We start from the raw sequence: 24,349 nt of genomic DNA, 5'->3' as shown, positions 1-24,349 counted from the left end.
GGTGGAGGACACCCGTGTCCTCCACCCCACGGCGAAGTCGGTCTGACAGGCGGCCTCAGGCCTGATCGTCACGGTCGGCGGAATCCTCCTCGGCCTCCTTCGCCTGGACCTCCGGGTCCAGCACGGGCTCCCCCGTGCCGTCGACCGAGGTCAGGCCGCCCGTCTCGGGAACCTCCGTGGCCGCGGGCGGCTCCACCAGCCAGTCCGGGTTGGCCTGCTTGTCCCACCACTTCCAGGCGGCGAAGGCGCCACCCGCGACGACGCCCACCACTGCCAGGATCTTGACGACGCGACCGGCCTTCGCCCGCCGTTCGTGCTTGCGGACGAGCTTCTGGATCTCCTGGGCCGTGACCTGTCCCCGCAGGGCGGCCAGCGCGGCGGCGCCGCGCGCCGTCGCCTCGTCCCGGACGGGGCCGGCCGCGGCCACCGCCTGCTCGATCATCGGCCGGGAATAGAGGGCCGCCTGCCGGGCGGCCTGGCGCGTACGGATGGCGGCCTCCTGGGCGGCCTGGTCGACCTTCGGCGGCACATGGGCAAGGGCCTGTGCGCGGGCGACCTCCAGACGCGGCGCGACATGCGCGCCGTACTGGAGCCGGGCCTGTCCGGTGGCCTGCGACACCTTGGGCGCCAGCCGTACGCGCGCCTCGTGTGCGTAGTGGGCGGCCCTTTCCTTGGCCGTGTCGGCGTAGGGCGCCACCACGTCCGCGGCGTGCAGCACGCTGTCCTTCGCCGAACCGGTCGCGGCGCGCACGCTGTCGATGCGGGTCACGGGTTCCTCCTCCTCGGTGGCGTACGGTAATTCGACTTTCCACCCTTTTACGGATCATGCCTGCCGCCGTGGCGCCAGGCATGCGTGGACGGGCATCCGGGTCACCCGACCGGACTCCGGATCATCCCGGGTGATCCCGGAACATCTGCGGCGGTCAAGAGCGGATCAACTGCAAAGATCGACTACAAAGGCGGATGAACAAGGAGCAACGGGAGCTTGTCGTCGACCATGCCACGGATCGCCGTGCCGCGCTCCCGACCCGCGACTTCTCGTCCGGATTTCCGCCGCACGTGCCTGCCGGACGACGTGTGGCCGTCTGCCGGACGACGCGGGACCGTCTGCCGGACGACGCGGGACCGTCTGCCGGGCGACGTGTGGCCGCCTGCCGGGCGACGTGCGGCGCGGGGCGTGCGAGGATCAGGGAGTCACAGGAAGACAACGGAAGGCAGATCGTGGCTGAGCAGCTTTACGCCACCTTGAAGACCAACCACGGCGACATCGACGTCCGGCTCCTGCCGAACCACGCCCCCAAGACGGTCAAGAACTTCGTCGAGCTCGCCAAGGGCGAGCGGGAGTGGACCCACCCGGCCACCGGCAAGAAGTCCACGGACAAGCTCTACGACGGCACGGTCTTCCACCGGGTGATCAGCGGCTTCATGATTCAGGGCGGTGACCCGCTGGGCAACGGCACCGGTGGTCCCGGCTACAAGTTCGAGGACGAGTTCCACCCGGACCTGTCCTTCGACAAGCCCTACCTGCTGGCGATGGCCAACGCCGGCCCGGGCACCAACGGCTCGCAGTTCTTCATCACCGTCGCCCCGACGACGTGGCTGAACCGCAAGCACACCATCTTCGGTGAGGTCGTCGACGAGGCCAGCCAGAAGGTCGTGGACTCCATCGCCACCACCCAGACCAACCCGCGCACCGACCGCCCGGTCAAGGACGTCGTCATCGAGTCGGTCGTCATCGAGACGCGCGAGGGCTGAGCCCGAGTTCTTGCGCAGGGAACCAGCAGGGAACCAAACGCCCCGCTCGTCCGTAAGGATGAGCGGGGCGGTGCATTGCCCGCAGACACCGAGGGGATCTCATGGATCAGGCGCCCGGCAGCCCGCGCGGCCCGGAGGACACCGGTTCGAGGGACGCCCGGTCCCTGCCCACCTGCTATCGCCACCCGGACCGCGAGACCGGCGTCCGCTGCACCCGCTGCGAGCGGCCGATCTGCCCCGAGTGCATGGTCGACGCCTCCGTCGGCTTCCAGTGCCCCGACTGCGTCCGCGCGGGCTCCGGCACCGGGCACGCCCCGGACGCCTCCCGGCCCCGCACCCTGGCCGGCGGGACGATCGCCGACGATCCCCGCCTGGTCACCAAGGTGCTCATCGGCGTCAACCTCGCCCTCTTCCTGGCCCAGCTCGCCGCCGGTGACCGCTTCACCGACCGCTTCACCCTCCTCGGACAGGCGTACGTCCCGGTGCTGGACTCCGTGGAGGGCGTCGCCGAGGGCCAGTGGTACCGGCTGCTGACCTCGATGTTCCTGCACGGCGGCTATCTCCACCTGCTGTTCAACATGCTCAGCCTGTGGTGGATCGGCGGTCCGCTCGAAGCGGCCCTCGGCCGTGCCCGCTACCTCGCGCTGTACTTCCTCTCCGGGCTGGCCGGAAGCGCGCTGACGTACCTCATCGCCGCGCCCAACCAGCCCTCGCTCGGCGCCTCGGGCGCGATCTTCGGCCTGTTCGGCGCGACCGCCGTCCTCATGCGCCGGCTCAACCAGGACATGCGCCCGGTCGTCGCCCTGCTGGTGATCAACCTGATCGTCACCTTCGGCTGGAGCAACATCGCCTGGCAGGCCCACATCGGCGGCCTCGTCGCCGGTGTCGTGATCGGTTACGGCCTGGTGCACGCCCCGCGCGAGCGGCGGACGCTCGTCCAGTACGGGACCTGTGCGCTGGTCCTCGTCGTCGTCATCGCGCTGTCCCTGTTGAGGACGGGCCAGCTCACCTGAGCGCCCGTTGTCCACAGGGTGTGTCCACTCTTGTGCACACGGTGCGGGAACACATGTGCCCCCTGTCACTCACCCGCGTTTCCGCAGGTCAGGCAGGGGGCGAACATGTTTTCGATTTGCAGTTGTTCCCTCGCGCCCACGTCGGCCTCCCGTTTGGTTATCCACAGATCATCGTTTCTTTTCCCCATGTGGAAAACCTGTGGATAACTCGGTGGACGGCCCTGGAGGCCCTGGAGGGCACTGGGTGGCTCTGGAATGGCGCTGGGCCGGCCCTGGACGGTACCGGGTGGCGCTGGGCGGCGCCGCGTTCAGTGGAAGGCGGCCGCTACTTCCACTGCGTGGAAACGCCGAATCCGGCGGCGATGAACCCGAAGCCGACCACGATGTTCCAGTTGTCCAGCTTGTCGATCGGGAGCGAGCCGTCGGTGACGTAGAAGACGACGATCCAGGCGAGCCCGATGACGAACATGGCCAGCATGACGGGCGCGACCCAGGCGCGGCTGTTCATCTTGAGGGCGGTCGCCTGCTTCGCCGGCGGCGGCGTGTAGTCGGCCTTCTTGCGGATACGTGACTTCGGCACGAGGGTCTCTCCTGTCGATGCGCTGCGTGGCCGCGCAGGTAACTGGGTCGGGCTCGGGGCAACGTACAAGCGGTACAAGGGGACGGAAGAGCGCTCCCCCGGGCGTCCGTTAGCGTAGTGCTTCCGTGGCGCCGAAGGAGATAAGGGTACGTTGAGCAATTCTGCCGACTCCCCCGCAGCGGGATCCAGTCCTGCCCGCAGGCGCCGATTCCGCCCGGTGCGGGTCCTCACGGCAGGGGTCTTCGCTCTCGCGGGCCTCCTTTTCTTCACCAGTTTCAACACTGCCAAAGGCACCAATATCCGTACGGACAGCTCTTTGCTGAAGCTGTCCGATCTCATCCACGAGCGCAGCCGCAACAACGGCGAACTCGACGAGTCCAACGCGGCACTGCGCCACGAGATCGAATCCCTCGCCGAACGCGACGACGGCAGCACGAAAGCCGAGGACGACAAGCTCGCGGACCTGGAGAAGAAGGCGGGCACGCAGAAACTGACGGGCGAGGCGATCACCGTCACGCTCGACGACGCCCCACCGGACGCCACCGCCAAGCTGCCCGGTTATCCCGAGCCGCAGCCCGACTACCTGGTGATCCACCAGCAGGACCTCCAGGCCGTGGTGAACGCCCTGTGGCAGGGCGGCGCCCGGGGCATCAAGGTCATGGACCAGCGGCTGATCTCCACCAGCGCCGTGCGCTGCGTGGGCAACACGCTGATCCTCCAGGGCCGCGTCTACTCACCGCCGTACAAGATCACGGCGGTCGGTGACCCGGAGAAGCTGAAGCGGGCCCTCGCCGAGGCCCCGGCGATCCAGAACTACATGGTGTACGTCAACGTGTACGGACTCGGCTGGAAGGTCGAGGACGAGGGGACGGTGACCCTGCCCGGCTACCCCGGCGCGGTCGACCTGCACTACGCCCGGCCCGTGGCATGACCGCCCGGCCCGTGGCATGACCCGGCGCCCCGATCCGGTCCAGCCCGTGGAGGCCGGGGAATCGGGCGCCCGGCGCCGTTAGTCTGGTCCCGTACGGCGTGAGTCTGGTGCCGTGGTGCGACGGAAGGGACGGCATGTACGGCTGGATCTGGCGGCATCTGCCGGGGAACGCGTGGGTGAAGGCGCTGCTCTCGATCGTGCTGGTGCTGGCCGTGGTCTACGGGCTGTTCCAGTACGTCTTTCCGTGGGCCGAACCCCTGCTGCCCTTCAACGATGTGACGGTGGACGACCAGTGAGCACACGGATTCTCGTCGTCGACAACTACGACAGCTTCGTCTTCAACCTGGTGCAGTACCTGTACCAGCTGGGCGCCGAGTGCGAGGTGCTGCGCAACGACGAGGTGTCGACCGCGCACGCCCGGGACGGCTTCGACGGCGTGCTGCTGTCGCCGGGCCCGGGGACGCCCGAACAGGCCGGCGTGTGCGTCGACATGGTGCGGCACTGCGCGGCGACCGGGGTGCCCGTCTTCGGCGTCTGCCTCGGCATGCAGTCGATGCAGGTGGCGTACGGCGGTGTGGTGGACCGGGCGCCGCAGCTGCTGCACGGCAAGACCTCGCCGGTGGAGCACGAGGGCAAGGGCGTCTTCGCCGGGCTGCCCTCGCCCTTCACCGCGACGCGCTACCACTCCCTGGCCGCCGAGCCCGCGACCGTGCCGGCCGAGCTGGAGGTCACGGCCCGCACCCGGGACGGCATCATCATGGGCCTGCGTCACCGGGAACTGCCCGTCGAGGGCGTGCAGTTCCACCCCGAGTCGGTGCTGACCGAACACGGCCACCGGATGCTGGCCAACTGGCTGGCGGAGTGCGGCGACGAGGGCGCGGTGGCGAGGTCGGCGGGGCTCGCCCCGGTGGTGGGCAGGGCCACGGCGTGACCGCGCTGCGCCCCGAGCGCGAGTCCGGCGCGGACGGCCACGGCGGCGCCGGCGACCAGGGCACCTCGTACGCGCGGCAGCCGTACGGGGACCCGGGCGCGTTCGGGGAGGGCTGGTACGGCGAGGGGGCGTACGCCCCGGCCGAGGGGACGTACCCCGGCCGGCCGGGGGAGCAGACGTATCAGGCGGCCGGTGAGCCGTACGCCGAGGCCGGTGAGTCGTACGCGGCGTCCCGTGAGCCGTACGCCGGGACTGGTGAGCCGTACGCGGCGTCCCGTGAGCCGTACGCCGGGACTGGTGAGCCGTACGCCGGGGCCGGTGAGCCGTACGCCGCGGCTCAGGAGCCGTACGGCTCCTCCCACGGTCCGCTCGGCTCCTCCCGCGATCCGCTCGGCTCCTCCCGCGATCCGCTCGGCTCCTCCCGCGATCCGCTTCTCCACCCGATGTACGAACCCCCCGCGGACGACGAGACGGTCGCCCTGCGGGTGGCCGGTTCCTCCGGCGCGGCCGTACGCCCGGCATCCGGTGCCTCCCCGTCCGCGAGCCCTGCCGCCGCCGACCCGCCCTCGGCGGGCCGCGCGGCCCGCAGGAAGGCCGCCAGGCGGCGCCACGGGCGTCACGGGGGCGCGGCCCGCCCCGAGACCCCGGGGCCGGGCGCCTCGCGCGACACCGAGGCGCCCGAGGCGTCCCAGGCGCCCCTGTCGCGCGTCGAGGCACGCCGCCAGGCCCGGGCGCGCAAGCCGAGCGCGGGGGTGATCGCGAGCCGGGTGATCGGCGAGCTGTTCATCACGACCGGCGTGCTGATGCTGCTGTTCGTCACCTACCAGCTGTGGTGGACGAACGTCCGCGCGCACGCGCAGGCGGACAAGGCGGCCAGCAGCCTCCAGGACGACTGGGCCGAGGGCAAGCGCAACCCGGGCACCTTCGAGCCGGGGCAGGGCTTCGCCCTCCTGCACATCCCGAAGCTGGACGTGGTGGTGCCGATCGCCGAGGGCGTCAGCAGCAAGGGCGTGCTGGACCGGGGCATGGTCGGCCACTACGGCGGCTCGGGCCCGCTGAAGACGGCGATGCCGGAGGACAAGACCGGCAACTTCGGGCTCGCGGGTCACCGCAACACACACGGCGAACCGTTCCGCTACATCAACCGCCTGTCGCCCGGCGACGCGATCGTCGTCGAGACGCAGGACAAGTACTTCGTCTACAAGATGGCCTCCATGCTGCCGGTGACGTCGCCGGCCAACGTCAGCGTCCTCGATCCCATCCCCCGGGGGTCGGGGTTCACGCAGCCCGGCCGCTACATCACCCTCACCACCTGCACACCGGAGTTCACCAGCAAGTACCGGTTGATCGTCTGGGGCAAGATGGTCGAGGAACGGCCGCGCAGCAAGGGCAAGCCGGATGCGCTCGTCAATTAAGGGCAGATGACCAGTGGCAGCGACCACCGAAACGGATCACGAAGAGCACACCGACGCGCCCGGCACCACGCCGCCCGCGCGTCGCCGCCGCGGGCGGGGGCGGATCGCCCTGGTGGTCAGCGTCTTCGGCGAACTCCTCATCACCGCGGGCCTGGTGCTGGGCCTGTTCGTCGTCTACTCGCTGTGGTGGACGAACGTGGTCGCGGACCGCGCCGCGAACCAGCAGGCCGACAAGGTCCGCGACACCTGGATGCAGGGCAGGGACACCGGCCCCGGCGAGCTGGACACCAAGGCCGGCATCGGCTTCCTGCACGTCCCCTCGATGACGAAGGACGACATCCTCGTCGAGAAGGGCACGTCGATGAAGGTCCTCAACGACGGCGTGGCCGGGTACTACACCGATCCCGTGAAGGCGACCCTGCCGATGACGGGCGAGAAGGGCAACTTCTCGCTGGCCGCCCACCGCGACGGGCACGGGGCCAAGTTCCACGGCATCGACAAGATCGAGAAGGGCGACCCGATCGTCTTCGAGACCAAGGACAAGTGGTACGTCTACAAGGTCTACGCCACCCTGCCCGAGACCTCGAAGTACAACGTCGACGTCCTCGCCCCGATCCCCGAGGAGTCCGGGAAGAAGAAGGCCGGCCACTACATCACGCTGACGACCTGCACGCCGGTCTACACGAGCCGGTACCGGTACATCGTCTGGGGCGAGCTGGAGCGGGTGGAGAAGGTGGACGGCGAGCGGACGCCGCCGCAGGAGCTGCGGTGAGCCGTCCGGCGTGACGGAGGCCCGAAGCCGGCACCTTCCCTGCGCGGCTTCGGGCCTTCGCGTGTGCCCAGCGCCGGAGCCCTGGAGGCCAGGGCTCCGGCGCTGGGGCGGTCCTATCGCGGGCTCTCCAGTCTCCGCAGGCGGGCGTGGTGCTGCCGCAGCCGCTTCTCGATGCGCTGGACGCCTGCCCGGAGGGCGAGCAGTTCCCTCCTGTGCTCGCCCGATGTCTCGATCAGGATGTTGAACAGGGGGACGACGGTCTTGCCGAGGATGTGGGTGATGCGCCGGTCGATGCGGTCGTCGAGGGCTGCGAGATCGATGAGGGACGGGTTTTCCACAGGCTGTGGGCGCGTCCGGTACTCCATGTCGAGGAGGTACACACGCACCTGACGTGCGACGTCGCTGTCCCGGAGCAGCATGGCGATGTTGAGGACGGCGCGGCGGGGGTACAGCGCGAGGGATCGGGAGCGCGACTGGATCCCACTGACCTCCTTGAAGGAGGTCAGTTCTGTACCTGACAAGACGCGGTATCCGTTGCCGGTCAGTTCTTCCCGGTGATCGAGCACCAGCGACTCGATGGTCTTGCGGCTCACTTCGAAGTACGCCGCCACCATCGCCGTCGTCACATGCATCCCGTCCGGCAGCAGGGACAGTGCCTTCACGCGGTCGAGTACGTCCGTGCGGTCCAGCACGCTGCTGCGAAGGGTCGGTGATTCCAGCAGCGCCGTCTCGTTGATCATGGCCACTCCTTGGCTTCCGGTGGGGTCGCGGTCGCCCAGGGGCAACGAGTCATGACATATGAAGACACGTTCGATGCGGGGGCGGACACGACGAGAGCCCCGGTCCCTCAAAGGGACCGGGGCTCTTTCCGCCGGGCGCCGGGGCGGTGTCAGTCCCTGCTGCGAAGGCCGCCGATGAAACCGCCGTTGTCGTTGTCGTCACCGTTGCCTCGGTCGGTGGGGCCCGCGGTGATCAGGTTCACCGCGGTGCCCTTGTCGACCGGGGTGCCCGGGGCCGGGTCCGACGTGACGACCAAGGCGTTCTCGTCCTGGGAGGGGGCGACGTTGCCGACCTGGAGGCCCGCGTCCTGGAGGGCCTTGCGGGCGTCCTTGAGGGACATGCCCCCCAGGTTGCCCGGCACCTGGACCTGCTCGGCCGCCTTGGCCTTGCCGATGACGATCTGCACCGGCGAGCCCTTGTCGACCTGCTGGCCGGCCTGCGGCGTGGTGGAGATGACCTTGCCGACCTGGTTGGGGTCGTCGGTCTCCTGCTCGGAGCAGTTGCCGACCAGGCCGTTGGCCGTCATCTGCGCCTGCGCGGCCTCACAGCTCGACTGGCCGACGACGTCCGGCACCGTGGACTTCTCCACGGCCTTGGCGATGGTGAGGGTGATCGTCGATCCCTTCTCCACCTCCTTGCCCGAGACGGGGCTCTGGTCGAGGACGGTGCCCGGCTCGTCCGAGGACTCGCGCTCCTCCGTCTCCACCTTGAACTGGTAGTCGTCGCCCTCGAGCTTCGACTGTGCCTCTTCGAGGCTCATCCCGATCACGTTCGGCACCGCGATCTTCGGCGCGCCCGTCGACACCACCAGGTTGACCGTCTCCTGCTTGTCGACCTCGGTGCCCTGGGCCGGGTCCTGCTCGCAGACCTTGCCCTTGGGCTGTTCCTCGCAGGGCTTGCGCGTGACCGTTCCCAGCTTCAGGTCGACGTTGGTGAGCAGCTTCGTGGCGTCCTCCTGCGTCTGGCCGACGAGGTTCGGCACGGCGACCGGGTCGTCGCCCGCTCCGCCGCTCCCGCTGACCACGTACTTGCCGATCAGGATGGCGCCGACGAGGACGAGGATGCCCGCCACGACCAGCAGGACCGTGGAGGTGGACGACTTCTTCTGGCGGCGCCGGTCGGGGCGGTCGTCGTAGCCGTAGCCGCCGTCGTCCGGGTTCATCGGGGGCAGGACCGTGGTGGCGTGTCCGTGCCCGCCGCCGTCGGAGCGCAGGGCCGTCGTCTGCTGGTCGTCGGGGTAACCGCCGTAGCCCGCCGCGGCCATGGCGCCCATCGCGGCCGTGGCGGCGACCGGCTGGCCGTCGAGGCATGCCTCGATGTCGGCGCGCATCTCGTCGGCCGACTGGTACCGGTAGTCGGGGTCCTTGACCAGCGCCTTCAGCACGATCGCGTCCATCTCGGGCGTGATCTCGGGGTCGAAGACGCTCGGCGCCTGCGGTTCCTCCCGCACGTGCTGGTAGGCGACCGCGACCGGGGAGTCCCCGACGAAGGGGGGCCGGACGGTCAGCAGCTCGTACAGCAGGCAGCCGGTGGAGTACAGGTCGGAGCGGGCGTCGACCTGCTCGCCCTTGGCCTGCTCCGGGGAGAGGTACTGGGCGGTGCCGATCACCGCGGCCGTCTGCGTCATCGTCATGCCGGCGTCGCCCATGGCGCGGGCGATGCCGAAGTCCATCACCTTGACCTGGCCGCCCCGCGTCAGCATGACGTTGGCCGGCTTGATGTCGCGGTGGACGATGCCGTTGCGGTGGGCGTACTCCAGGCCCTGGAGGATGCCGACGGTCATCTCCATGGCCCGCTCCGGCAGCAGCTTGCGGCCGCTGTGCAGCAGTTCGCGCAGGGTGGAGCCGTCGACGTACTCCATGACGATGTACGGGATGGAGACCCCGTCGATGTAGTCCTCGCCCGTGTCGTAGACCGCGACGATCGCGGGGTGGTTGAGCGAGGCGGCCGACTGGGCCTCCCGGCGGAACCGGGCCTGGAAGGTGGGGTCGCGCGCGAGGTCCGCGCGCAGCGTCTTCACCGCCACGGTGCGGCCGAGACGGGTGTCATGTCCGAGGTAGACCTCCGCCATGCCACCGCGGCCGAGCACCTGGCCCAGCTCGTACCGGCCGCCGAGGCGACGCGGCTCTTCCATGGTTACCTACCAGCCCTCTCCGTCGGTCCCGACCGGCACGCGTGTGCGGCCGGAGACTGCCGTCCGGGCCTACCGTACCCGGCTCGCTTTGTGTGACCTGGCCAAAGTCCGTTACCCGATACAGGACCGGTATCGCAACGTGCACCGATGTGCGGCGGACGTGAGCGGAGTCACGCGCGGCCGGGTCTTCTCCCGCCCGGCCGCGCGTGACGTCCCGCTCACGCGTCGTACCGCGGTCGCCGCCGCGACCTCACTTCTTGCCGTTGACGACGGCCTGCATCACGCTCTTCGCGATCGGCGCCGCGAGACCGCCGCCGGAGATGTCGTCACGGTTGGCGTTCTCGTCCTCGACGACCACGGCGACGGCGACCGGGGAGCTGCCGTCGGCCTGCTTGGCGTACGAGATGAACCAGGCGTAGGGGTTCTCGCTGTTCTCGACGCCGTGCTGGGCGGTACCGGTCTTGCCGCCGACGGTGACGCCGGGGATCTGCGCGTTCTTGCCGGTGCCGTCCTTGACGACGGTCTCCATCATCGACTGGAGGATCTGCGCGTTCTCCGGGGAGAGCGGCTTGCTGTACTCCTCGGGGTCCGTCTTCTCGATGGTGTCGAGGTTCGGGGCCTGGAGTTCGTCGACCATGTACGGCTTCATCAGCGTGCCGTTGTTGGCGACGGCCGAGGCGACCATGGCCATCTGCAGCGGCGTGGCCGCGGTGTTGAACTGGCCGATCGAGGACAGCGCGGTCTGCGAGTCGTTCATGTCGTCGGAGAAGACCGACGCGGTGGCGCGCACCGGAGTGAACTGCTCCTCGGTGAAGCCGAACTTCTTCGCCGTCTCCAGCATCTTGTCGTTGCCGAGGTCGGCGCCGATCTTGCCGAAGACGGTGTTGCAGGAGTACTGGAGGGCGACCCGCAGGGTGGCGTTCTCGCAGGGGATGTTGCCCTCGTTCTTCAGCGGGGTGGTGGTGCCCGGCATGATCCACGGCAGCGGGGTGTCGGTCTTCTCGTCCGCGTCCGTGTACTTCTCGTGCTCCAGGGCCGCCGCGGCGGTGACCACCTTGAAGGTGGAGCCGGGCGGGTAGACCTCGCGCAGCGCCCGGTTCAGCATCGGGTCGGCCGGGTTGTTCTTCTTCTGGAGCTTCTGCCACGCCTCGCCGTCCGAGGCGCCGTCGCCCGCGATCGTCGACGGGTCGTACGACGGGAAGGAGGCCAGCGCCAGGATCTTGCCGGTGGACGGCTCCAGGGCGACCACGGCGCCCTTGCCGCCCTGCGCCTTCAGGCCGTTGTAGGCGGCCTTCTGCGCGGCGGCGTTGAGGGTGGTGACGACGTTGCCGCCCTCCTTCGGCTTGCCCGTGATCATGTCGAGGGTGTTGCGGAAGAAGAGCCGGTCGTCGTTGCCGGTGAGGATGCCGTCGTCGATGGCCTCCAGCTGGGTGGCGCCGTAGACCTGCGAGACGTACCCGGTCACCGGCGCCCACATCGCGCCGTCCTTGTAGGTGCGCTTGTACTTGAAGTCGCCCTCGGTCGTCGCGTGCCCGGTGATGGCCTTGCCGTCGACGATGATGTCGCCGCGCGGGGTGGCGTAGCGGGCGATGGCGACGCGGCGGTTGTGCTCGTCGTTCTTCAGGCTGTCGGCCTTGACGTACTGGAGCCAGTTGTCCCGGATGAGCAGCGTGAGGACCAGCAGGCCGCAGAAGATCGCGATACGGCGCAGGGGCTTGTTCATGACGGGCGGACCACCTGGGTCATCTCGGCGTCGGGGTTGGCGGCGGGAGCGGGGGCCGGACGGCGCGCGGTGTCGCTGATGCGCAGCAGGATGCCGATCAGGGCCCAGTTGGCGATGACGGAGGAACCGCCGTACGCCAGGAACGGCATCGTCATACCGGTCAGCGGGATGAGGCCCATCACACCGCCGGCGACGACGAAGACCTGGAGCGCGAAGGCACCGGACAGGCCGATGGCGAGCAGCTTGCCGAAGGGGTCGCGGGCGGCGAGGGCGGTGCGCACGCCGCGCTCCACGATCAGCGCGTACAGCAGCAGCAGCGCCATGATGCCGGCCAGGCCGAGCTCCTCGCCGAAGGTGGCGAGGATGAAGTCGGAGTTGGCGGCGAAGCGGATCAGGTCGGAGTGGCCCTGGCCCCAGCCGGTGCCGAGGGTGCCGCCGGAGCCGAACGCCCACAGCGCCTGCATGGCCTGCTCGGAGTGGCCCCTGATGCCCTGGCGGGAGAGCGTGTACTCGCGCATCGGGTCGAGCCAGGCGTCCACACGCTGCTGGATGTGCGGTTCGAAGCTGGCCACGCCGACCGCGCCGACGGCGGACATCAGCAGACCGAAGACGATCCAGCTGGTCCGCTCGGTGGCGACGTACAGCATGATCACGAACATGCCGAAGAAGAGCAGCGAGGTGCCGAGGTCGGTCTCGAAGACCAGGATCAGGATCGAGATCGCCCAGACGACGAGGATCGGGCCGAGGTCGCGGCCGCGCGGCAGGTACAGCCCCATGAAGCGGCGGCTGGCCAGCGCCAGCGCGTCCCGCTTGACCATCAGGTAGCCGGCGAAGAAGACGGCGAGGACGATCTTCGCGAACTCACCGGGCTGGAGGGTGCCCAGGCCGGGGATCTTGATCCAGATCTTCGCGCCGAAGACGTCCGTGCCCAGGCCCGGCACCAGCGGCAGGATCAGCAGCACCAGGGCGACGAACATCGAGATGTACGTGTAGCGCTGCAGGACGCGGTGGTCCTTCAGGAAGATCAGCACCACGATGAACAGGGCGATGCCCAGCGCGGTGTACAGCAGTTGCCGGGGCGCGGCCGTGACGAAGGTGGGCAGCGACTGCAGCAGTTCGGACTGGTCCAGCCGCCAGATGGCGACCAGCCCGAGCCCGTTCAGCAGCGTGGCCAGCGGCAGCAGCAGCGGGTCCGCGTACGGGGCGAACTTCCGTACGACGAGATGGCCGACGCCGGCCAGCAGGCCGAGGCCGAGCCCGTAGCTCAGCAGGCCGGCGGGCACCTCGTCGTTGATGGCCAGGCCCACGTTGGCGTAGGCGAAGACCGGGATGACGACGGCGAACACCAGCAGCGCGAGCTCGGTGTTGCGGCGGCTGGGCGCGCCGATCGCGCCGATCGTGGACGTGTGGTGCGTCGGCGAGTGCGATGCGTTCGTACTGCTCATCGTGTAACAGGGCCTCTCACGGCTTGCCTACTGCTTACCGCACCGCGAGACGACCTTCTGCTCTTCCTCCGACAGGCTGGGGCCGGGGTCGAGAGTGGGTGCGGTCGTGGACGAAGACGGTGACGACGGGGTCGGCGCGGACGCCGACGGCGAACCCGACGGGTCCGGCGACGGCGTGGCCTTGGACGGGAAGGAGATGCGGGAGGCCCCCGTGGTCCCCCCGGCCTCGCCTTCACCCGTCTTCGCGTTGTTCTCGCTTTCCGCGGCACGCCGCTCGGCCTGCTTCCGGCAGGCGGAGGCCTGTACCGACAGCTCTTCGATCTTCGCCTGGGCGTTCTTCAGGCCGCCCTCGGCGATGGTCGCCTTCACAGACTTCTGCTGGTAGGGCGGCAGGTACTTGAGTTCGATCTCGGGGTGGTCCTTCTCCACCTTCGACAGCGACACCCAGGCCAGGTCCTGGCTGATGCCCCGGTACAGCGCGACGTGCCCGTCCTTGGCGCCGACGTAGTACTGGGTCTGCGTCCAGCGCCAGCCGCCGTAGAGGCCGCCGCCGACCACGGCGAGGGCGAGCACGACGGAGAAGGAGGTCTTGAGCCACTTGCGGCTCTTGTTCGGCTTGGTGAGGTCGGCCTCGCCGTACTCGCCGAAACCGCCCGCCGGGACGAAGCCCGTGGTGTCACCGCTGCCGGGCGGCCCGAACTCGCCGCCCCCGCCGCCCTGGCCGCGCGCGTGGCGGCCGAGGCCGGCGGCGCGGCCGGCCGGGGTCTGCATGATGCCGTTGTCGCCGATCTGGCTCTGGTTCTCGGCGACGGCGCCGACCACGACCGGGGCGTCGGACAGCTGCCCGGTGAGGGTGTCACCGGTGTCCAGGTCGAGGACGTCGGCGACGATGACGGTGATGTTGTCGGGCCCGCCGCCGCGCAGCGCGAGCTGGATCAGCTCCTGCACGGTCTCCTGGGGGCCCTGGTAGCTGGCGAGGGTGTCCTCCAGCGTCTGGTGGGAGACGACCCCGGACAGCCCGTCGGAGCAGATCAGGTACCGGTCGCCGGCGCGGACCTCGCGGATCGACAGGTCGGGCTCGACGTGGTCGCCGCTGCCCAGCGCCCGCATCAGCAGCGACCGCTGCGGATGCGTGTTCGCCTCCTCCTCGGTGATGCGCCCCTCGTCGACGAGGCGCTGCACCCAGGTGTGGTCCTGCGTGATCTGCGTCAGCACGCCGTCGCGCAGCAGGTACGCGCGCGAGTCGCCGACGTGGACGAGCCCGAGCCGCTGCCCGGTCCACAGCAGCGCGGTCAGCGTGGTCCCCATGCCCTCCAGGCTGGGGTCGTCCTCCACCATCTGGCGCAGCTGGTCGTTGGCCCGCTGGACGGCGGTGCCGAGGGAGGTGAGGATGTCGGAACCGGGTACGTCGTCGTCGAGGGGGACGATGGTGGAGATCACCTCGGAGGAGGCGACCTCGCCGGCCGCCTGGCCGCCCATGCCGTCGGCGATGGCGAGCAGCCGGGGACCGGCGTAACCGGAGTCCTCGTTGCCCTCCCGGATCATGCCCTTGTGGGATCCGGCGGCGAAGCGCAGTGACAGACTCATGCGCACCTCGCCCGTCGGCTCCGCATGCAGCCGGTCGTGTCGGGCCACACTGCCCACCCTCCGGTCGGGAGCGCGCCGGGGTCCTCGCGGGGGACCGCCGCCGCGTGCTCGCTCCGCTCGCGCTCATTCATGACGTGGCACTACTTCCGCAGTTCGATGACGGTCTTGCCGATGCGGATCGGCGCGCCCAGCGGAATCGGTGTGGGGGTCGTCAGCCGGGTCCGGTCCAGGTAGGTGCCGTTGGTGGAGCCCAGGTCCTCGACGATCCACTGGCCGTCGCGGTCCGGGTAGATCCTGGCATGGCGGCTGGAGGCGTAGTCGTCGTCCAGCACGATCGTGGAGTCGTGCGCCCGGCCCAGGGTGATGGTCTGGCCCTGCAGGGCGACGGTGGTGCCGGTGAGCGTGCCCTCGGTCACCACCAGCTTGGTGGGGGCGTTGCGCCGCGCCCGGCCCCCGCTCGCCTGCTGGCGCTGCGGAGGCGGCGTCTGGCGCGCGGCCTGCTGCGCACGGCCCGCGTCCCGTCGCGACCCGCGCTGGGTGACGCGCGTGCCGAACAGATCGCTGCGGATGACCTGCACGGCCACGATCACGAACAGCCACAGTACGGCCAGGAAACCCAGCCGCATGACCGTGAGGGTCAGCTCTGACATTGCCCCCGGATCACCCTTCGGCTTGCCTATAGATAACGGTGGTACTGCCCACGACGATCCGCGAGCCGTCGCGGAGCGTAGCGCGGGTGGTGTGCTGCCCGTCCACCACGATGCCGTTGGTGGATCCGAGATCCTGGATCGTCGAGGGCGTTCCGGTCCGGATCTCGCAGTGCCGGCGGCTCACGCCGGGGTCGTCGATCCGCACGTCGGCGTCGGTGCTGCGGCCCAGCACCATCGTCGGGCGGGAGATCTGATGGCGGGCGCCGTTGATCTCGATCCAGTGGCGGGTGCGCCCGCCGGGCGCGGCCCCGGCGGCCGGGGGCCGCGGGGCGCCGGCGGGCTGCGGGTAGCCGTAGCCGCCGGGCTGTCCCGCCGGGGCGCCGGGCGGCGGCGCGGACGGCATGGGCGGGACGCCCGCGGGAGGCGCGGGCGGGGCGGCGGGCGGATAGCCGTAGCCACCGGGCCGGCCGGCCGGAGGCGCGGCGGGGGCCCCGGGAGCCCCGGGGGCCTGCTGGCTGCTGGAGGAGGCGAGCGTACGGCTGCGCACCCGGTACAGGCCGGTGTCGAGGTCGTCCGCCTTCTCCAGGTGGACCTTGATCGGGCCCATGAAGGTGTAGCGCTGCTGCTTGGCGTAGTCGCGCACCATGCCGGCCAGCTCGTCGCCGAGCTGGCCGGAGTAGGGGCTGAGCCGCTCGAAGTCCGGCGTGCTCAGCTCCACGATGAAGTCGTTGGGGACGACCGTGCGGTCGCGGTTCCAGATGGTGGCGTTGTTGTCGCACTCACGCTGGAGCGCTCCCGCGATCTCCACGGGCTGCACCTCGGACTTGAACACCTTGGCGAAGGTGCCGTTGACCAGACCTTCGAGACGCTGCTCGAACTTCTTCAGGACTCCCATGGGGCACCTCCTCCGCCGCTGCCGTCCTGTGCACTGCCTGCCTGCGTACTGCTTGCCTGTGTACCGCTTACCTGCGTACTGCTTACTTGGTACTGCTTACTGATCGTATCCACGCGCCGGTCGATCGGCTGGTTCCCCCTGTCGGCCCGGTCGACCGGTGTCGACGCCTGCCGACGCCGCCGACGCCTGACGAAGTTCCCTGCGGCGCTCCCCTTCGAACGCCGGGAGGAGCGGTGCTGTCCGTACTCCTGCCCAGGATCGTAGAGGTGGCTGCAGACCAGTGTCCCGCACCCGGCTGTGGACTCCGCCCGGCTCCCGGGGAGACGGAGGGGACCGGTACGAGGTTGATACGTGAACGGGTGTGCGTCGAGACAGTCGGGACGGCCGGGACACGGAGGGCCGCCCGAGGGGGTGTTGCGGGGGCGTCCCGGGGGTGGCCCGGGGGCGACCGGGGCCCGATGACCAAGGGATGTGAACCCACCCCCACGGGCGTGCTAATGTTCTGGGTGTCGGAAGGCGCCGGGCCGAAAGGAACGGAGCCGGAAGACACACCCAATGCGCGGGTGGCGGAATAGGCAGACGCGCTGGATTCAGGTTCCAGTGCCCGCAAGGGCGTGGGGGTTCAACTCCCCCCTCGCGCACAGAGAGAACCGATGGACGGGTCTCTGCCGGTGACGAAAGTCACCGGCAGGGGCCCGTTCTTCGTTTGCGTGATCTGCGGTGGCGGCGCCTCGCGGCGGCCGGGACACGGCGGGGCGGGGCGTGAGCTATCTCACGGCCGGGGGCTGCTCCGGTTCCCCGCGGAGCGGGGCTCGCGCCCGGGTGCCGTCCGGCGGCCCGTGTACGGCCGGGGCACCGGGTTGTACCGTCTTGGCGCGTCGGCGACGGCGTCGGCGCCGTGTACGGAACGCGGCCTGCCGGACGGCGCCCGAGCCGAGGCGGGGCAGCCGCTGTGGGATGACGGGGAGGGCCCGGGATGACCGAGGTGCTGTCGGCGGGGGCAGGGGCGGGCACGGCGGCCGGAACCGGGGCGCGCGTTCCCGTCGTGCCGGGGTTCGCGCGGTGGCCCGGTGCCGGGTCGCCGAAAGCGGAGGGCAAGGCGGAGGGCAAGGCGCTGCGCGGGCGTGTGCCGCGGTCCGCGCACGCGGAGCTCGCCCTCGACGCCGCGCGTCCCGGCGCGCTCGCCGCGGTCAAGGAGTCCAACCGCGGCCGGATTCCCGAGCTCACCCCGATCCGGGTGGGACGGATGGCGGCCACCCCGCTGGCGTTCCTGCGCGGCGCGGCGGGCCTCATGGCGTACGACCTGGCCCGCACCCCGGTGACCGGGATACGCGCCCAGATCTGCGGAGACGCCCACGCGGCGAACTTCGGGCTCTACGGGGACGCGCGCGGCGGCCTGATCATCGACCTGAACGACTTCGACGAGACCGTGCCGGGCCCCTGGGAGTGGGACCTGAAACGGCTCGCCGCCTCCCTGGTGCTCGCGGGGCGGGAGGCCGGCGCGGACGAGGACACCTGCCGCGAGGCGGCGTACGGCGCGGCCGGCGCCTACCGGCGCACCCTGCGGCTGCTGGCGAAACTGCCGGCGCTGGAGGCGTGGCACGCCGTCGCCGACGAGGAACTCGTCTCCCACACCGACGCCCACGACCTGCTCGGCACCCTGGAGCGGGTCGCACAGAAGGCGCGGGCCAACACCAGCGGGCGCTTCGCGGCCAGGTCGACCGAGGAGACCGAGGACGGCGGACGGCGCTTCGTCGACGCCCCGCCGGTGCTGCGGCGCGTCGCGGACGCGGAGGCGGCGGCGGTGGTGTCGTCGCTGGAGCGGTACCTGGCGACGCTGCCCGAGGACCGGCTGCCGCTGCTGGCCCGGTACGCCGTGCAGGACGTGGCGTTCCGGGTCGTCGGCACGGGCAGCGTCGGCACGCGGTCGTACGTGGTCCTGCTCCTGGACCACTGGGGGGAGCCGCTGGTCCTCCAGGTCAAGGAGGCGCGGGCGTCGGCGCTGCTGCCGCACCTGGCCACCGCCGGCTTCGAGGTGCCCAAGGAGGGGCACGAGGGGCGCCGGGTGGTGCTCGGGCAGCGGTGCATGCAGGTCGTCAGCGACCTGCTGCTGGGCTGGACGACGATCGGCGAGCGGCCCTTCCAGGTACGTCAGTTCCGCAACCGCAAGGGCAGCGTCGACCCCGCCGCGCTGGCCGCCGGCCAGATCGACGACTACGGCCGGATGACCGGTGCCCTCCTGGCGCGCGCCCACTCCCACACCGCCGATCCCCGGCTGCTCGCCGGGTACTGCGGCAAGAACGACGAGCTGGACGAGGCGGTGGCCGCGTTCGCCGTCGCCTACGCCGACCGCACCGAGGCGGACCACGCGGAGCTGGTGGCGGCGGTGCGGGCGGGGAGGATCGCCGCCGAGCCCGGGGTGTGAGGGCGGAAAGGGGAGCGGTCGGCGGGGGAGGGCGCGGATCTTGGGGAGGGTCGCGGTTCTCGGGGAGGGGTGCAGGGGTGCGGACCTTGGGGAGGGTCGCGGTTCTCGGGGAGGGGCGCGGTTCTTGGGGAGGGCCGCGGTTCTTGGGGAGGGCCGCGGATCTTGGGGAGGGGTGCGGGCCGTGGCCTACGCTGGTCGGGTGACGACCCCGGAAGCTGAGCAGTCCCGCCCGGAGGAGCGGCTGGAGCGTGCCGTGCGGGCCGCCGAGCAGGCGCTGATCGAGTACGAGATCGCCGTGGAGACCTTCCGCGTCGAGGTCGAGAACTTCTCCCGGCTGCACGAGCAGAAGCTGGGCCCGATGTACGCCCGGCTGGAGGAGCTGGACGCCCGCATCCTGGAGGCCCGGGCCGCCCGCACCGGCGATCCGGAGGACCGGCGCCGGGCGGACGAGGCGCGGGCCCGGCTGATGCCGATTCCCGGGGTCGAGGAACTGCTGAACGGCTGGATGGACGGGGACGGGCTGTTCCCGGAGGCCGCGGCGATGCTCACCGAGCAGCCGGTACGGCCCCCGCAGCGGGTGCGGCCCGGCGAGGAGGCCCGCAGGCTCTACCGCGAACTGGTCCGCAAGGCCCACCCCGACCTGGCGCAGGAGGACACCGAGCGCAAGCGGCGTGAGGAGTTCCTCACGCGGGTGAACGCCGCCTACGCCCGGGGCGACGAGGCGGAGCTGCGTGAACTGGCCCAGGAGTGGGCCGCCGGACCGGAGCTCACGGTGGGCCCCGGCCGCGGCGAGGAGCTGTACGCCCGCCTCGAGTGGCTGTCCCGGCGCAAGGAGCTGCTCACGCTGGTGGCCAAGGAGCTGGAGGAGAGCGCCATCGGCGCCATGCTCCGGCTGGCCCCCGACGACCCCGACGGCCTGCTGGACGAGATCGCCGGGCAGCTGCGGGACCAGGTGGCCGAGCGGGAGGCGGAGCTGGCGGCGCTGCTGGGGCAGACCTCCTGATCAGGCTTCCGGTCGGTCTTCCGGTCAGGCTTCCGGCCGGTCTTCCGGTCGGCGGAGGACCGGGTGGTGCCGGCCGGTCGTTCCGGTAGCGTCGGGGGTATGAGTTTTGGAGCTGGTGTACCCACGGTCGAGGTCGCGGACCTCAAGGACGGCGACTTCCTGCTGGACGTCCGTGAGGACGACGAGTGGGAGGCGGGTCACGCCGCGGGTGCGCTGCACATCCCCCTCAGCGAGTTCGTGGCCCGGTACGGCGAGCTGACCGAGGCCGCGCCGCAGGACGGCCGCGTCCATGTGATCTGCCGCTCCGGCGGGCGCTCGGCCCAGGTCACCATGTACCTGGTCCAGCAGGGCGTCGACGCCGTGAACGTCGACGGCGGCATGCAGCAGTGGGCCGCCGCGGGCCGGCCCGTCGTGAACGCCAAGGGCGAGGACGGGTTCGTCCTCTAGGGACCAGGACCAGGACCAGGGCAGGGACAGGACCAGGGGCAGGGGCAGGGACTCGGGCACCTCCCGGCGGCCGTCAGCGGTCGAAGTCCAGCTCCACCCGCTCCGTCAGGGGGTGCGACTGGCACGCCAGGACGTATCCCGCCTCCGTCTCCTCCGGTTCCAGCGCGAAGTTGCGGTCCATCCGCACCTCGCCCGAGACCAGGTGGGCCCGGCAGGTCCCGCACACCCCGCCCTTGCAGGCGTAGGGCGCGTCGGGGCGGTTGCGCACCACTGCCTCCAGGAGTGATTCGCCCTCCCGGACCGGCCAGGTCCCGCCCCGGCCGTCGAGCCGCGCGGTCACCGTGCTGTGCGCGGGGGCGGGGCGCGCCGGTGCCGCGGCGGCCGTGCCCCCGGCGTCCACGTGGAAGATCTCCTGGTGGATGCGCGGGCGCGGGACGCCGAGTCCGCGCAGTGCCCGCTCGGCCTCCCGCACCAGCCCGAACGGCCCGCACAGGAACCAGCCGTCCACCCGCTCCACCGGCAGCAGCGCCGGGAGGAGCCCGGTCAGCCGCTCCCGGTCCAGCCGGCCGGACGGCAGGCCCGCCTGCTGCTCCTCCCGGGAGAGCACCGTCACGAGGTGCAGCCGGTCCGGATACCGGTCCTTCAGGTCGGCGACCTCCTCCAGGAACATCGTCGACGCGGCCGTACGGTCGCTGCGGACCAGGCAGAACCGGGCCCGCGGCTCGCGTGCCAGCAGCGTGGAGACGATCGACAGCACCGGGGTGATGCCGCTGCCGCCGACGACCGCGGCGTACAGGCCGGGTGCGGGTTCCAGCGTGAAACGGCCGGCCGGGGTCATCACCTCCAGTTCGTCGCCGGCGACGATCTCCTTCAGGGCGTACGTCGAGAAGGCCCCGCCCTCGACCAGGCGCACGCCGACCCGCAGCTCGTGCGGGCCCTCGCCGTCCCCGGGGGCCGGGGAGCAGATGGAGTAGGTGCGGCGTGTCTCCCGGCCGTCGGCCGTGCGGCGCAGGGCGAGGTGCTGGCCCGGGGTGTGCCGGTACTCCTCGCGCAGGGCCGGGGGCACGGCGAGGGTGAGGGCCACGGAGTCGTCGGTGAGCCGGTCGACCGCGGTCACCTTCAGCCGGTGGAAGCGGGCCATCACACCTCCTTGAAGTGGTCGAACGGTTCCCGGCAGGACAGGCAGCGCCGCAGCGCCTTGCACGCGGTGGAGGAGAAGCGGCTGAGCAGCTCGGTGTCGGCCGATCCGCAGTGCGGGCAGGGGACGGGGGCGGGGGCGGGCACGGCCTGTCCCGGGTCGTCGGCCGGGGCCGGGGTGCGGGTGCGGGTGGGGCCGAGGGGCACGGGGACCGGGCCGGCCGGCCGGCGTACGCGCGGTGGGGCGATGCCGGACTCGCGGAGCTTGCGGCGGCCTTCGGCCGTGATGTCGTCCGTCGACCACGGGGGTGCGAGCACCGTGCGGACGGTGACGTCCCGTATGCCGTGTGCGCGCAGGACCCGCTGGATGTCCAGGGACATGGCCTCGACCGCCGGGCAGCCGGTGTAGGTCGGGGTCAGCTCGACCTCGGCCGCGTCCGGGCCGTGGACGCGCACCGCGCGCACCACGCCGAGCTCGCGCAGGGTGAGCACGGGCAGCTCGGGGTCGGGGACCGAGCCGGCGAGTTCGAGGAGTTCCGCCTCCCGGGGGGTGGCCGTCACCATGTCGCCCCCGGGTGGCTGCGGTGCAGGTGCTGCATCTCGGCGAGCATCCGCCCGAACGGCTCGGTGTGTAGGCCCTGGCGGCCCGCTCCGGCCGACCACGCCCCCGACCGCGGCCCGTCGGGGACCGTGAGGCCGGCCCGGCGCAGTACCTCCTCCACCCGCTCCAGCCAGGCCGCCTCCATCGCCGGCCAGTCGGCGTCGACCCCCTCCACCGGCCGGAACATCTCGCCGGTGAACCGCCACAGCGCGGTGCACGCCCGCCGCATGCGCGCGTGGCTGACGTCCGTGCCGTCGCCGAGCCGCAGGGTCCACTGCTCGGCGTGGTCGCGGTGGTAGGCGACCTCCTTGACGGCCTTGGCGGCGAGGGGGGCGAACGGGCCGTCGCCGGCGGCCAGTTCGGAGTAGAGCAGGTACTGGTAGGCGGAGAAGTACAGCTGGCGGGCGATGGTGTGGGCGAAGTCGCCGTTGGGCTGCTCGACGAGCTGGAGGTTGCGGAAGGCGCGTTCCTCGCGCAGGAAGGCCAGTTCGTCCTCGTCGCCGGCGATCGACAGCAGCACCCGGGCCTGGCCGAGCAGGTCGAGGGCGATGTTGGCGAGGGCGACCTCCTCCTCCAGGACGGGGGCGTGGCCCGCCCACTCGCCCAGGCGGTGGGAGAGCACCAGCGCGTCGTCGCCGAGGGCGAGGGCGGCGGCGGTCGTGGGGGAGGTGCCGGACGCGGGGGCGGTCACAGGTGCTGCACCCCTTCCGGGATCTCGTAGAACGTCGGGTGCCGGTACGGCTTGTCGGCGGCCGGTTCGAAGAAGGGGTCCTTCTCGTCGGGGGAGGACGCGGTGATCGCGGACGACGGCACGACCCAGATCGAGACGCCCTCGCCGCGCCGGGTGTACAGGTCGCGGGCGTTGCGCAGGGCGAGCTCGGCGTCCGGCGCGTGCAGGCTGCCCGCGTGGGTGTGGGACAGGCCGCGGCGCGAGCGCACGAAGGCCTCCCACAGGGGCCAGTCGGTGCCGCTCGTCCGTGTCATGCGTGCGCCTCCTCGCGCTCACCGGTGGGCTCGGTGGTGTGGCCGGCGGTGTGCTTGGCGGCGTACGCCGCGGCGGCCTCCCTGACCCACGCGCCCTCCTCGTGGGCCCGCCTGCGCTGGGTCAGGCGCTGTTCGTTGCAGGGGCCGTTGCCCTTGAGGACCTCCTGGAACTCCGCCCAGTCGATGGGGCCGAAGTCGTAGTGGCCCCGCTCCTCGTTCCACCTCAGATCCGGGTCGGGGAGGGTGAGGCCGAGGGACTCGGCCTGCGGGACGCAGATGTCGACGAAGCGCTGGCGCAGCTCGTCGTTGGAGTGCCGCTTGATCTTCCACGCCATCGACCGCGCCGAGTGCGGGGAGGCGTCGTCGGGCGGGCCGAACATCATCAGCGACGGCCACCACCAGCGGTCGACCGCGTCCTGGGCCATCGCGTGCTGCTGCGGTGTGCCGCGGCTGAGGGCCAGCAGCAGCTCGTAGCCCTGGCGCTGGTGGAAGGACTCCTCCTTGCAGATGCGGACCATCGCGCGCGCGTAGGGGCCGTAGGAGCAGCGGCACAGGGGCACCTGGTTGGTGATCGCGGCGCCGTCCACCAGCCAGCCGATCGCGCCGACGTCCGCCCAGGTCAGCGTGGGGTAGTTGAAGATCGACGAGTACCTCTGGCGGCCCGTGTGGAGCTTGTCGAGCAGCTCGTCGCGGCTCACGCCGAGGGTCTCGGCCGCGCCGTACAGGTACAGCCCGTGGCCGGCCTCGTCCTGGACCTTGGCCATCAGGATGGCCTTGCGGCGCAGGGAGGGCGCGCGGGTGATCCAGTTGGCCTCCGGCTGCATGCCGATGATCTCGGAGTGGGCGTGCTGGGCGATCTGGCGGATCAGGGTCGCGCGGTAGGCGTCGGGCATCCAGTCGCGCGGTTCGACGCGCTCGTCGGCGGCGACCGCCGCGTCGAAGGCGCGCTCGAGGGCGGTGGTGTCGCCGTCCGTGCCCGGGGCGGCGCCCTGCGCGTCGTACGCCGGGGTGCGGGCCGTGTGCTGCGCGGCTGCTGCTGTCGCCATGAGGTGGTCCCCCTCGACCTGGGCTCTGCCCGGAGCAATCTCCCGACCGATCGTTCGGTTCGTGCGATTCCATGGTGAGACGGGCGCCGTAAGGT

At 71.2% G+C, this 24,349-nt stretch carries 24 protein-coding genes and 1 tRNA gene; 11 read left to right on the top strand and 14 right to left on the bottom strand.

The window, feature by feature from the left end; genetic code table 11:
* Positions 1-55 precede the first annotated feature (55 nt).
* Positions 56-769: a DUF5324 family protein gene (locus tag ABZ340_RS12175; RefSeq protein ID WP_358781659.1), complete on the bottom strand. Its 714-nt coding sequence runs from the start codon at positions 767-769 to the stop codon at positions 56-58.
* A gap of 452 nt (positions 770-1,221) precedes the next feature.
* On the opposite strand from ABZ340_RS12175, the gene ABZ340_RS12170 reads away from it, so the two are divergent.
* Both ABZ340_RS12170 and ABZ340_RS12165 read left to right on the top strand, forming a co-directional pair.
* Positions 1,222-1,755 (top strand): peptidylprolyl isomerase, encoded by a 534-nt coding sequence (locus ABZ340_RS12170; RefSeq protein WP_358781658.1) that lies wholly within the window; start codon positions 1,222-1,224, stop codon positions 1,753-1,755.
* Between the two features lie 101 nt (positions 1,756-1,856).
* Positions 1,857-2,768: a rhomboid family intramembrane serine protease gene (locus tag ABZ340_RS12165; RefSeq protein ID WP_358781657.1), complete on the top strand. Its 912-nt coding sequence runs from the start codon at positions 1,857-1,859 to the stop codon at positions 2,766-2,768.
* Positions 2,769-3,093: 325 nt separating this feature from the next.
* Here the strand turns inward: ABZ340_RS12165 and crgA are convergent, their stop codons facing one another.
* Positions 3,094-3,348, bottom strand: a complete 255-nt coding sequence (gene crgA, locus ABZ340_RS12160) for a cell division protein CrgA (RefSeq protein WP_358781656.1) — start codon at positions 3,346-3,348, stop codon at positions 3,094-3,096.
* 151 nt (positions 3,349-3,499) lie between these two features.
* Between crgA and ABZ340_RS12155 the strand changes: the two genes are divergently transcribed.
* From ABZ340_RS12155 to ABZ340_RS12135, 5 genes are all read left to right on the top strand, one after another.
* Positions 3,500-4,279 carry a DUF881 domain-containing protein gene (locus ABZ340_RS12155; protein WP_358781655.1) on the top strand — a complete coding sequence of 260 codons (780 nt, stop codon included), beginning with the start codon at positions 3,500-3,502 and terminating at the stop codon, positions 4,277-4,279.
* A 98-nt stretch (positions 4,280-4,377) separates the two neighbouring features.
* A complete protein-coding gene (locus tag ABZ340_RS12150; RefSeq protein ID WP_358781665.1) occupies positions 4,378-4,575 on the top strand; it encodes a hypothetical protein in 198 nt (65 codons plus the stop codon).
* Positions 4,572-5,210, top strand: coding sequence for an aminodeoxychorismate/anthranilate synthase component II (locus ABZ340_RS12145; RefSeq protein ID WP_358781654.1), 639 nt, complete (start codon positions 4,572-4,574; stop codon positions 5,208-5,210). The genes ABZ340_RS12150 and ABZ340_RS12145 overlap by 4 nt, the downstream gene beginning before the upstream one ends.
* The gene (locus tag ABZ340_RS12140; protein ID WP_358781653.1) at positions 5,207-6,625 is read left to right on the top strand and encodes a class E sortase; all 1,419 of its coding nucleotides are present in this window, start codon (positions 5,207-5,209) and stop codon (positions 6,623-6,625) included. The genes ABZ340_RS12145 and ABZ340_RS12140 overlap by 4 nt, the downstream gene beginning before the upstream one ends.
* Positions 6,626-6,638: 13 nt before the next feature.
* On the top strand, positions 6,639-7,397 hold the full coding sequence (locus tag ABZ340_RS12135) for a class E sortase (protein WP_358781652.1): 759 nt from the start codon (positions 6,639-6,641) through the stop codon (positions 7,395-7,397).
* Between the two features lie 113 nt (positions 7,398-7,510).
* Here ABZ340_RS12135 and ABZ340_RS12130 read toward each other — a convergent pair whose 3' ends face one another.
* The 7 genes from ABZ340_RS12130 to ABZ340_RS12100 form a co-directional block, all read right to left on the bottom strand.
* Complete coding sequence (locus ABZ340_RS12130) at positions 7,511-8,137, bottom strand: restriction endonuclease (protein WP_358781651.1); 627 nt, start codon at positions 8,135-8,137, stop codon at positions 7,511-7,513.
* Positions 8,138-8,286: 149 nt separating this feature from the next.
* Positions 8,287-10,311 (bottom strand): Stk1 family PASTA domain-containing Ser/Thr kinase, encoded by a 2,025-nt coding sequence (gene pknB / locus ABZ340_RS12125; RefSeq protein ID WP_358781650.1) that lies wholly within the window; start codon positions 10,309-10,311, stop codon positions 8,287-8,289.
* Between the two features lie 250 nt (positions 10,312-10,561).
* Entirely contained in the window at positions 10,562-12,034 is a 1,473-nt protein-coding gene (locus ABZ340_RS12120) for a penicillin-binding protein 2 (RefSeq protein WP_358781649.1), read from the bottom strand.
* Positions 12,031-13,479 carry an FtsW/RodA/SpoVE family cell cycle protein gene (locus ABZ340_RS12115; protein WP_358781648.1) on the bottom strand — a complete coding sequence of 483 codons (1,449 nt, stop codon included), beginning with the start codon at positions 13,477-13,479 and terminating at the stop codon, positions 12,031-12,033. The genes ABZ340_RS12120 and ABZ340_RS12115 overlap by 4 nt, the downstream gene beginning before the upstream one ends.
* 27 nt (positions 13,480-13,506) lie before the next feature.
* Complete coding sequence (locus ABZ340_RS12110) at positions 13,507-15,066, bottom strand: Stp1/IreP family PP2C-type Ser/Thr phosphatase (RefSeq protein ID WP_358781647.1); 1,560 nt, start codon at positions 15,064-15,066, stop codon at positions 13,507-13,509.
* 140 nt (positions 15,067-15,206) lie between these two features.
* Positions 15,207-15,716 (bottom strand): FHA domain-containing protein, encoded by a 510-nt coding sequence (locus ABZ340_RS12105; protein WP_358781646.1) that lies wholly within the window; start codon positions 15,714-15,716, stop codon positions 15,207-15,209.
* 10 nt (positions 15,717-15,726) lie between these two features.
* Positions 15,727-16,611, bottom strand: coding sequence for a DUF3662 and FHA domain-containing protein (locus ABZ340_RS12100; protein ID WP_358781645.1), 885 nt, complete (start codon positions 16,609-16,611; stop codon positions 15,727-15,729).
* Positions 16,612-17,168: 557 nt separating this feature from the next.
* Here ABZ340_RS12100 and ABZ340_RS12095 point away from each other — a divergent pair.
* The 4 genes from ABZ340_RS12095 to ABZ340_RS12080 all read left to right on the top strand — a co-directional run bounded on the left by ABZ340_RS12095 (position 17,169) and on the right by ABZ340_RS12080 (position 20,486).
* Positions 17,169-17,252 (top strand) — tRNA-Leu (locus ABZ340_RS12095).
* A 335-nt stretch (positions 17,253-17,587) separates the two neighbouring features.
* Entirely contained in the window at positions 17,588-19,036 is a 1,449-nt protein-coding gene (locus tag ABZ340_RS12090; protein WP_358781644.1) for a DUF2252 domain-containing protein, read from the top strand.
* A 199-nt stretch (positions 19,037-19,235) separates the two neighbouring features.
* The gene (locus ABZ340_RS12085) at positions 19,236-20,039 is read left to right on the top strand and encodes a hypothetical protein (protein WP_358781643.1); all 804 of its coding nucleotides are present in this window, start codon (positions 19,236-19,238) and stop codon (positions 20,037-20,039) included.
* A 99-nt stretch (positions 20,040-20,138) separates the two neighbouring features.
* Positions 20,139-20,486, top strand: a complete 348-nt coding sequence (locus ABZ340_RS12080) for a rhodanese-like domain-containing protein (protein ID WP_358781642.1) — start codon at positions 20,139-20,141, stop codon at positions 20,484-20,486.
* A gap of 73 nt (positions 20,487-20,559) precedes the next feature.
* Here the strand turns inward: ABZ340_RS12080 and ABZ340_RS12075 are convergent, their stop codons facing one another.
* Genes ABZ340_RS12075 through paaA form a run of 5 tightly spaced genes read right to left on the bottom strand, consistent with a single transcriptional unit; the run spans position 20,560 to position 24,254 of the window.
* Positions 20,560-21,627, bottom strand: coding sequence for a 2Fe-2S iron-sulfur cluster-binding protein (locus ABZ340_RS12075; protein ID WP_358781641.1), 1,068 nt, complete (start codon positions 21,625-21,627; stop codon positions 20,560-20,562).
* Positions 21,627-22,187 carry a 1,2-phenylacetyl-CoA epoxidase subunit PaaD gene (paaD, locus tag ABZ340_RS12070; RefSeq protein WP_358781640.1) on the bottom strand — a complete coding sequence of 187 codons (561 nt, stop codon included), beginning with the start codon at positions 22,185-22,187 and terminating at the stop codon, positions 21,627-21,629. The genes ABZ340_RS12075 and paaD overlap by 1 nt, the downstream gene beginning before the upstream one ends.
* Positions 22,181-22,915, bottom strand: a complete 735-nt coding sequence (paaC, locus tag ABZ340_RS12065) for a 1,2-phenylacetyl-CoA epoxidase subunit PaaC (protein ID WP_358781639.1) — start codon at positions 22,913-22,915, stop codon at positions 22,181-22,183. The genes paaD and paaC overlap by 7 nt, the downstream gene beginning before the upstream one ends.
* Positions 22,912-23,208, bottom strand: coding sequence for a 1,2-phenylacetyl-CoA epoxidase subunit PaaB (paaB, locus tag ABZ340_RS12060; RefSeq protein ID WP_358781638.1), 297 nt, complete (start codon positions 23,206-23,208; stop codon positions 22,912-22,914). Before paaB ends, paaC begins: the two co-directional genes overlap by 4 nt.
* Positions 23,205-24,254, bottom strand: a complete 1,050-nt coding sequence (gene paaA / locus ABZ340_RS12055; RefSeq protein WP_358781637.1) for a 1,2-phenylacetyl-CoA epoxidase subunit PaaA — start codon at positions 24,252-24,254, stop codon at positions 23,205-23,207. Before paaA ends, paaB begins: the two co-directional genes overlap by 4 nt.
* Positions 24,255-24,349 lie beyond the last annotated feature (95 nt).

This window comes from Streptomyces sp. NPDC006134 (assembly GCF_040628835.1).
In the GTDB taxonomy this organism is placed as follows: domain Bacteria; phylum Actinomycetota; class Actinomycetes; order Streptomycetales; family Streptomycetaceae; genus Streptomyces.
The sequence above is the reverse complement of the archived record's forward strand: the minus strand, read 5'-3'. Positions and strand labels throughout refer to the sequence as shown.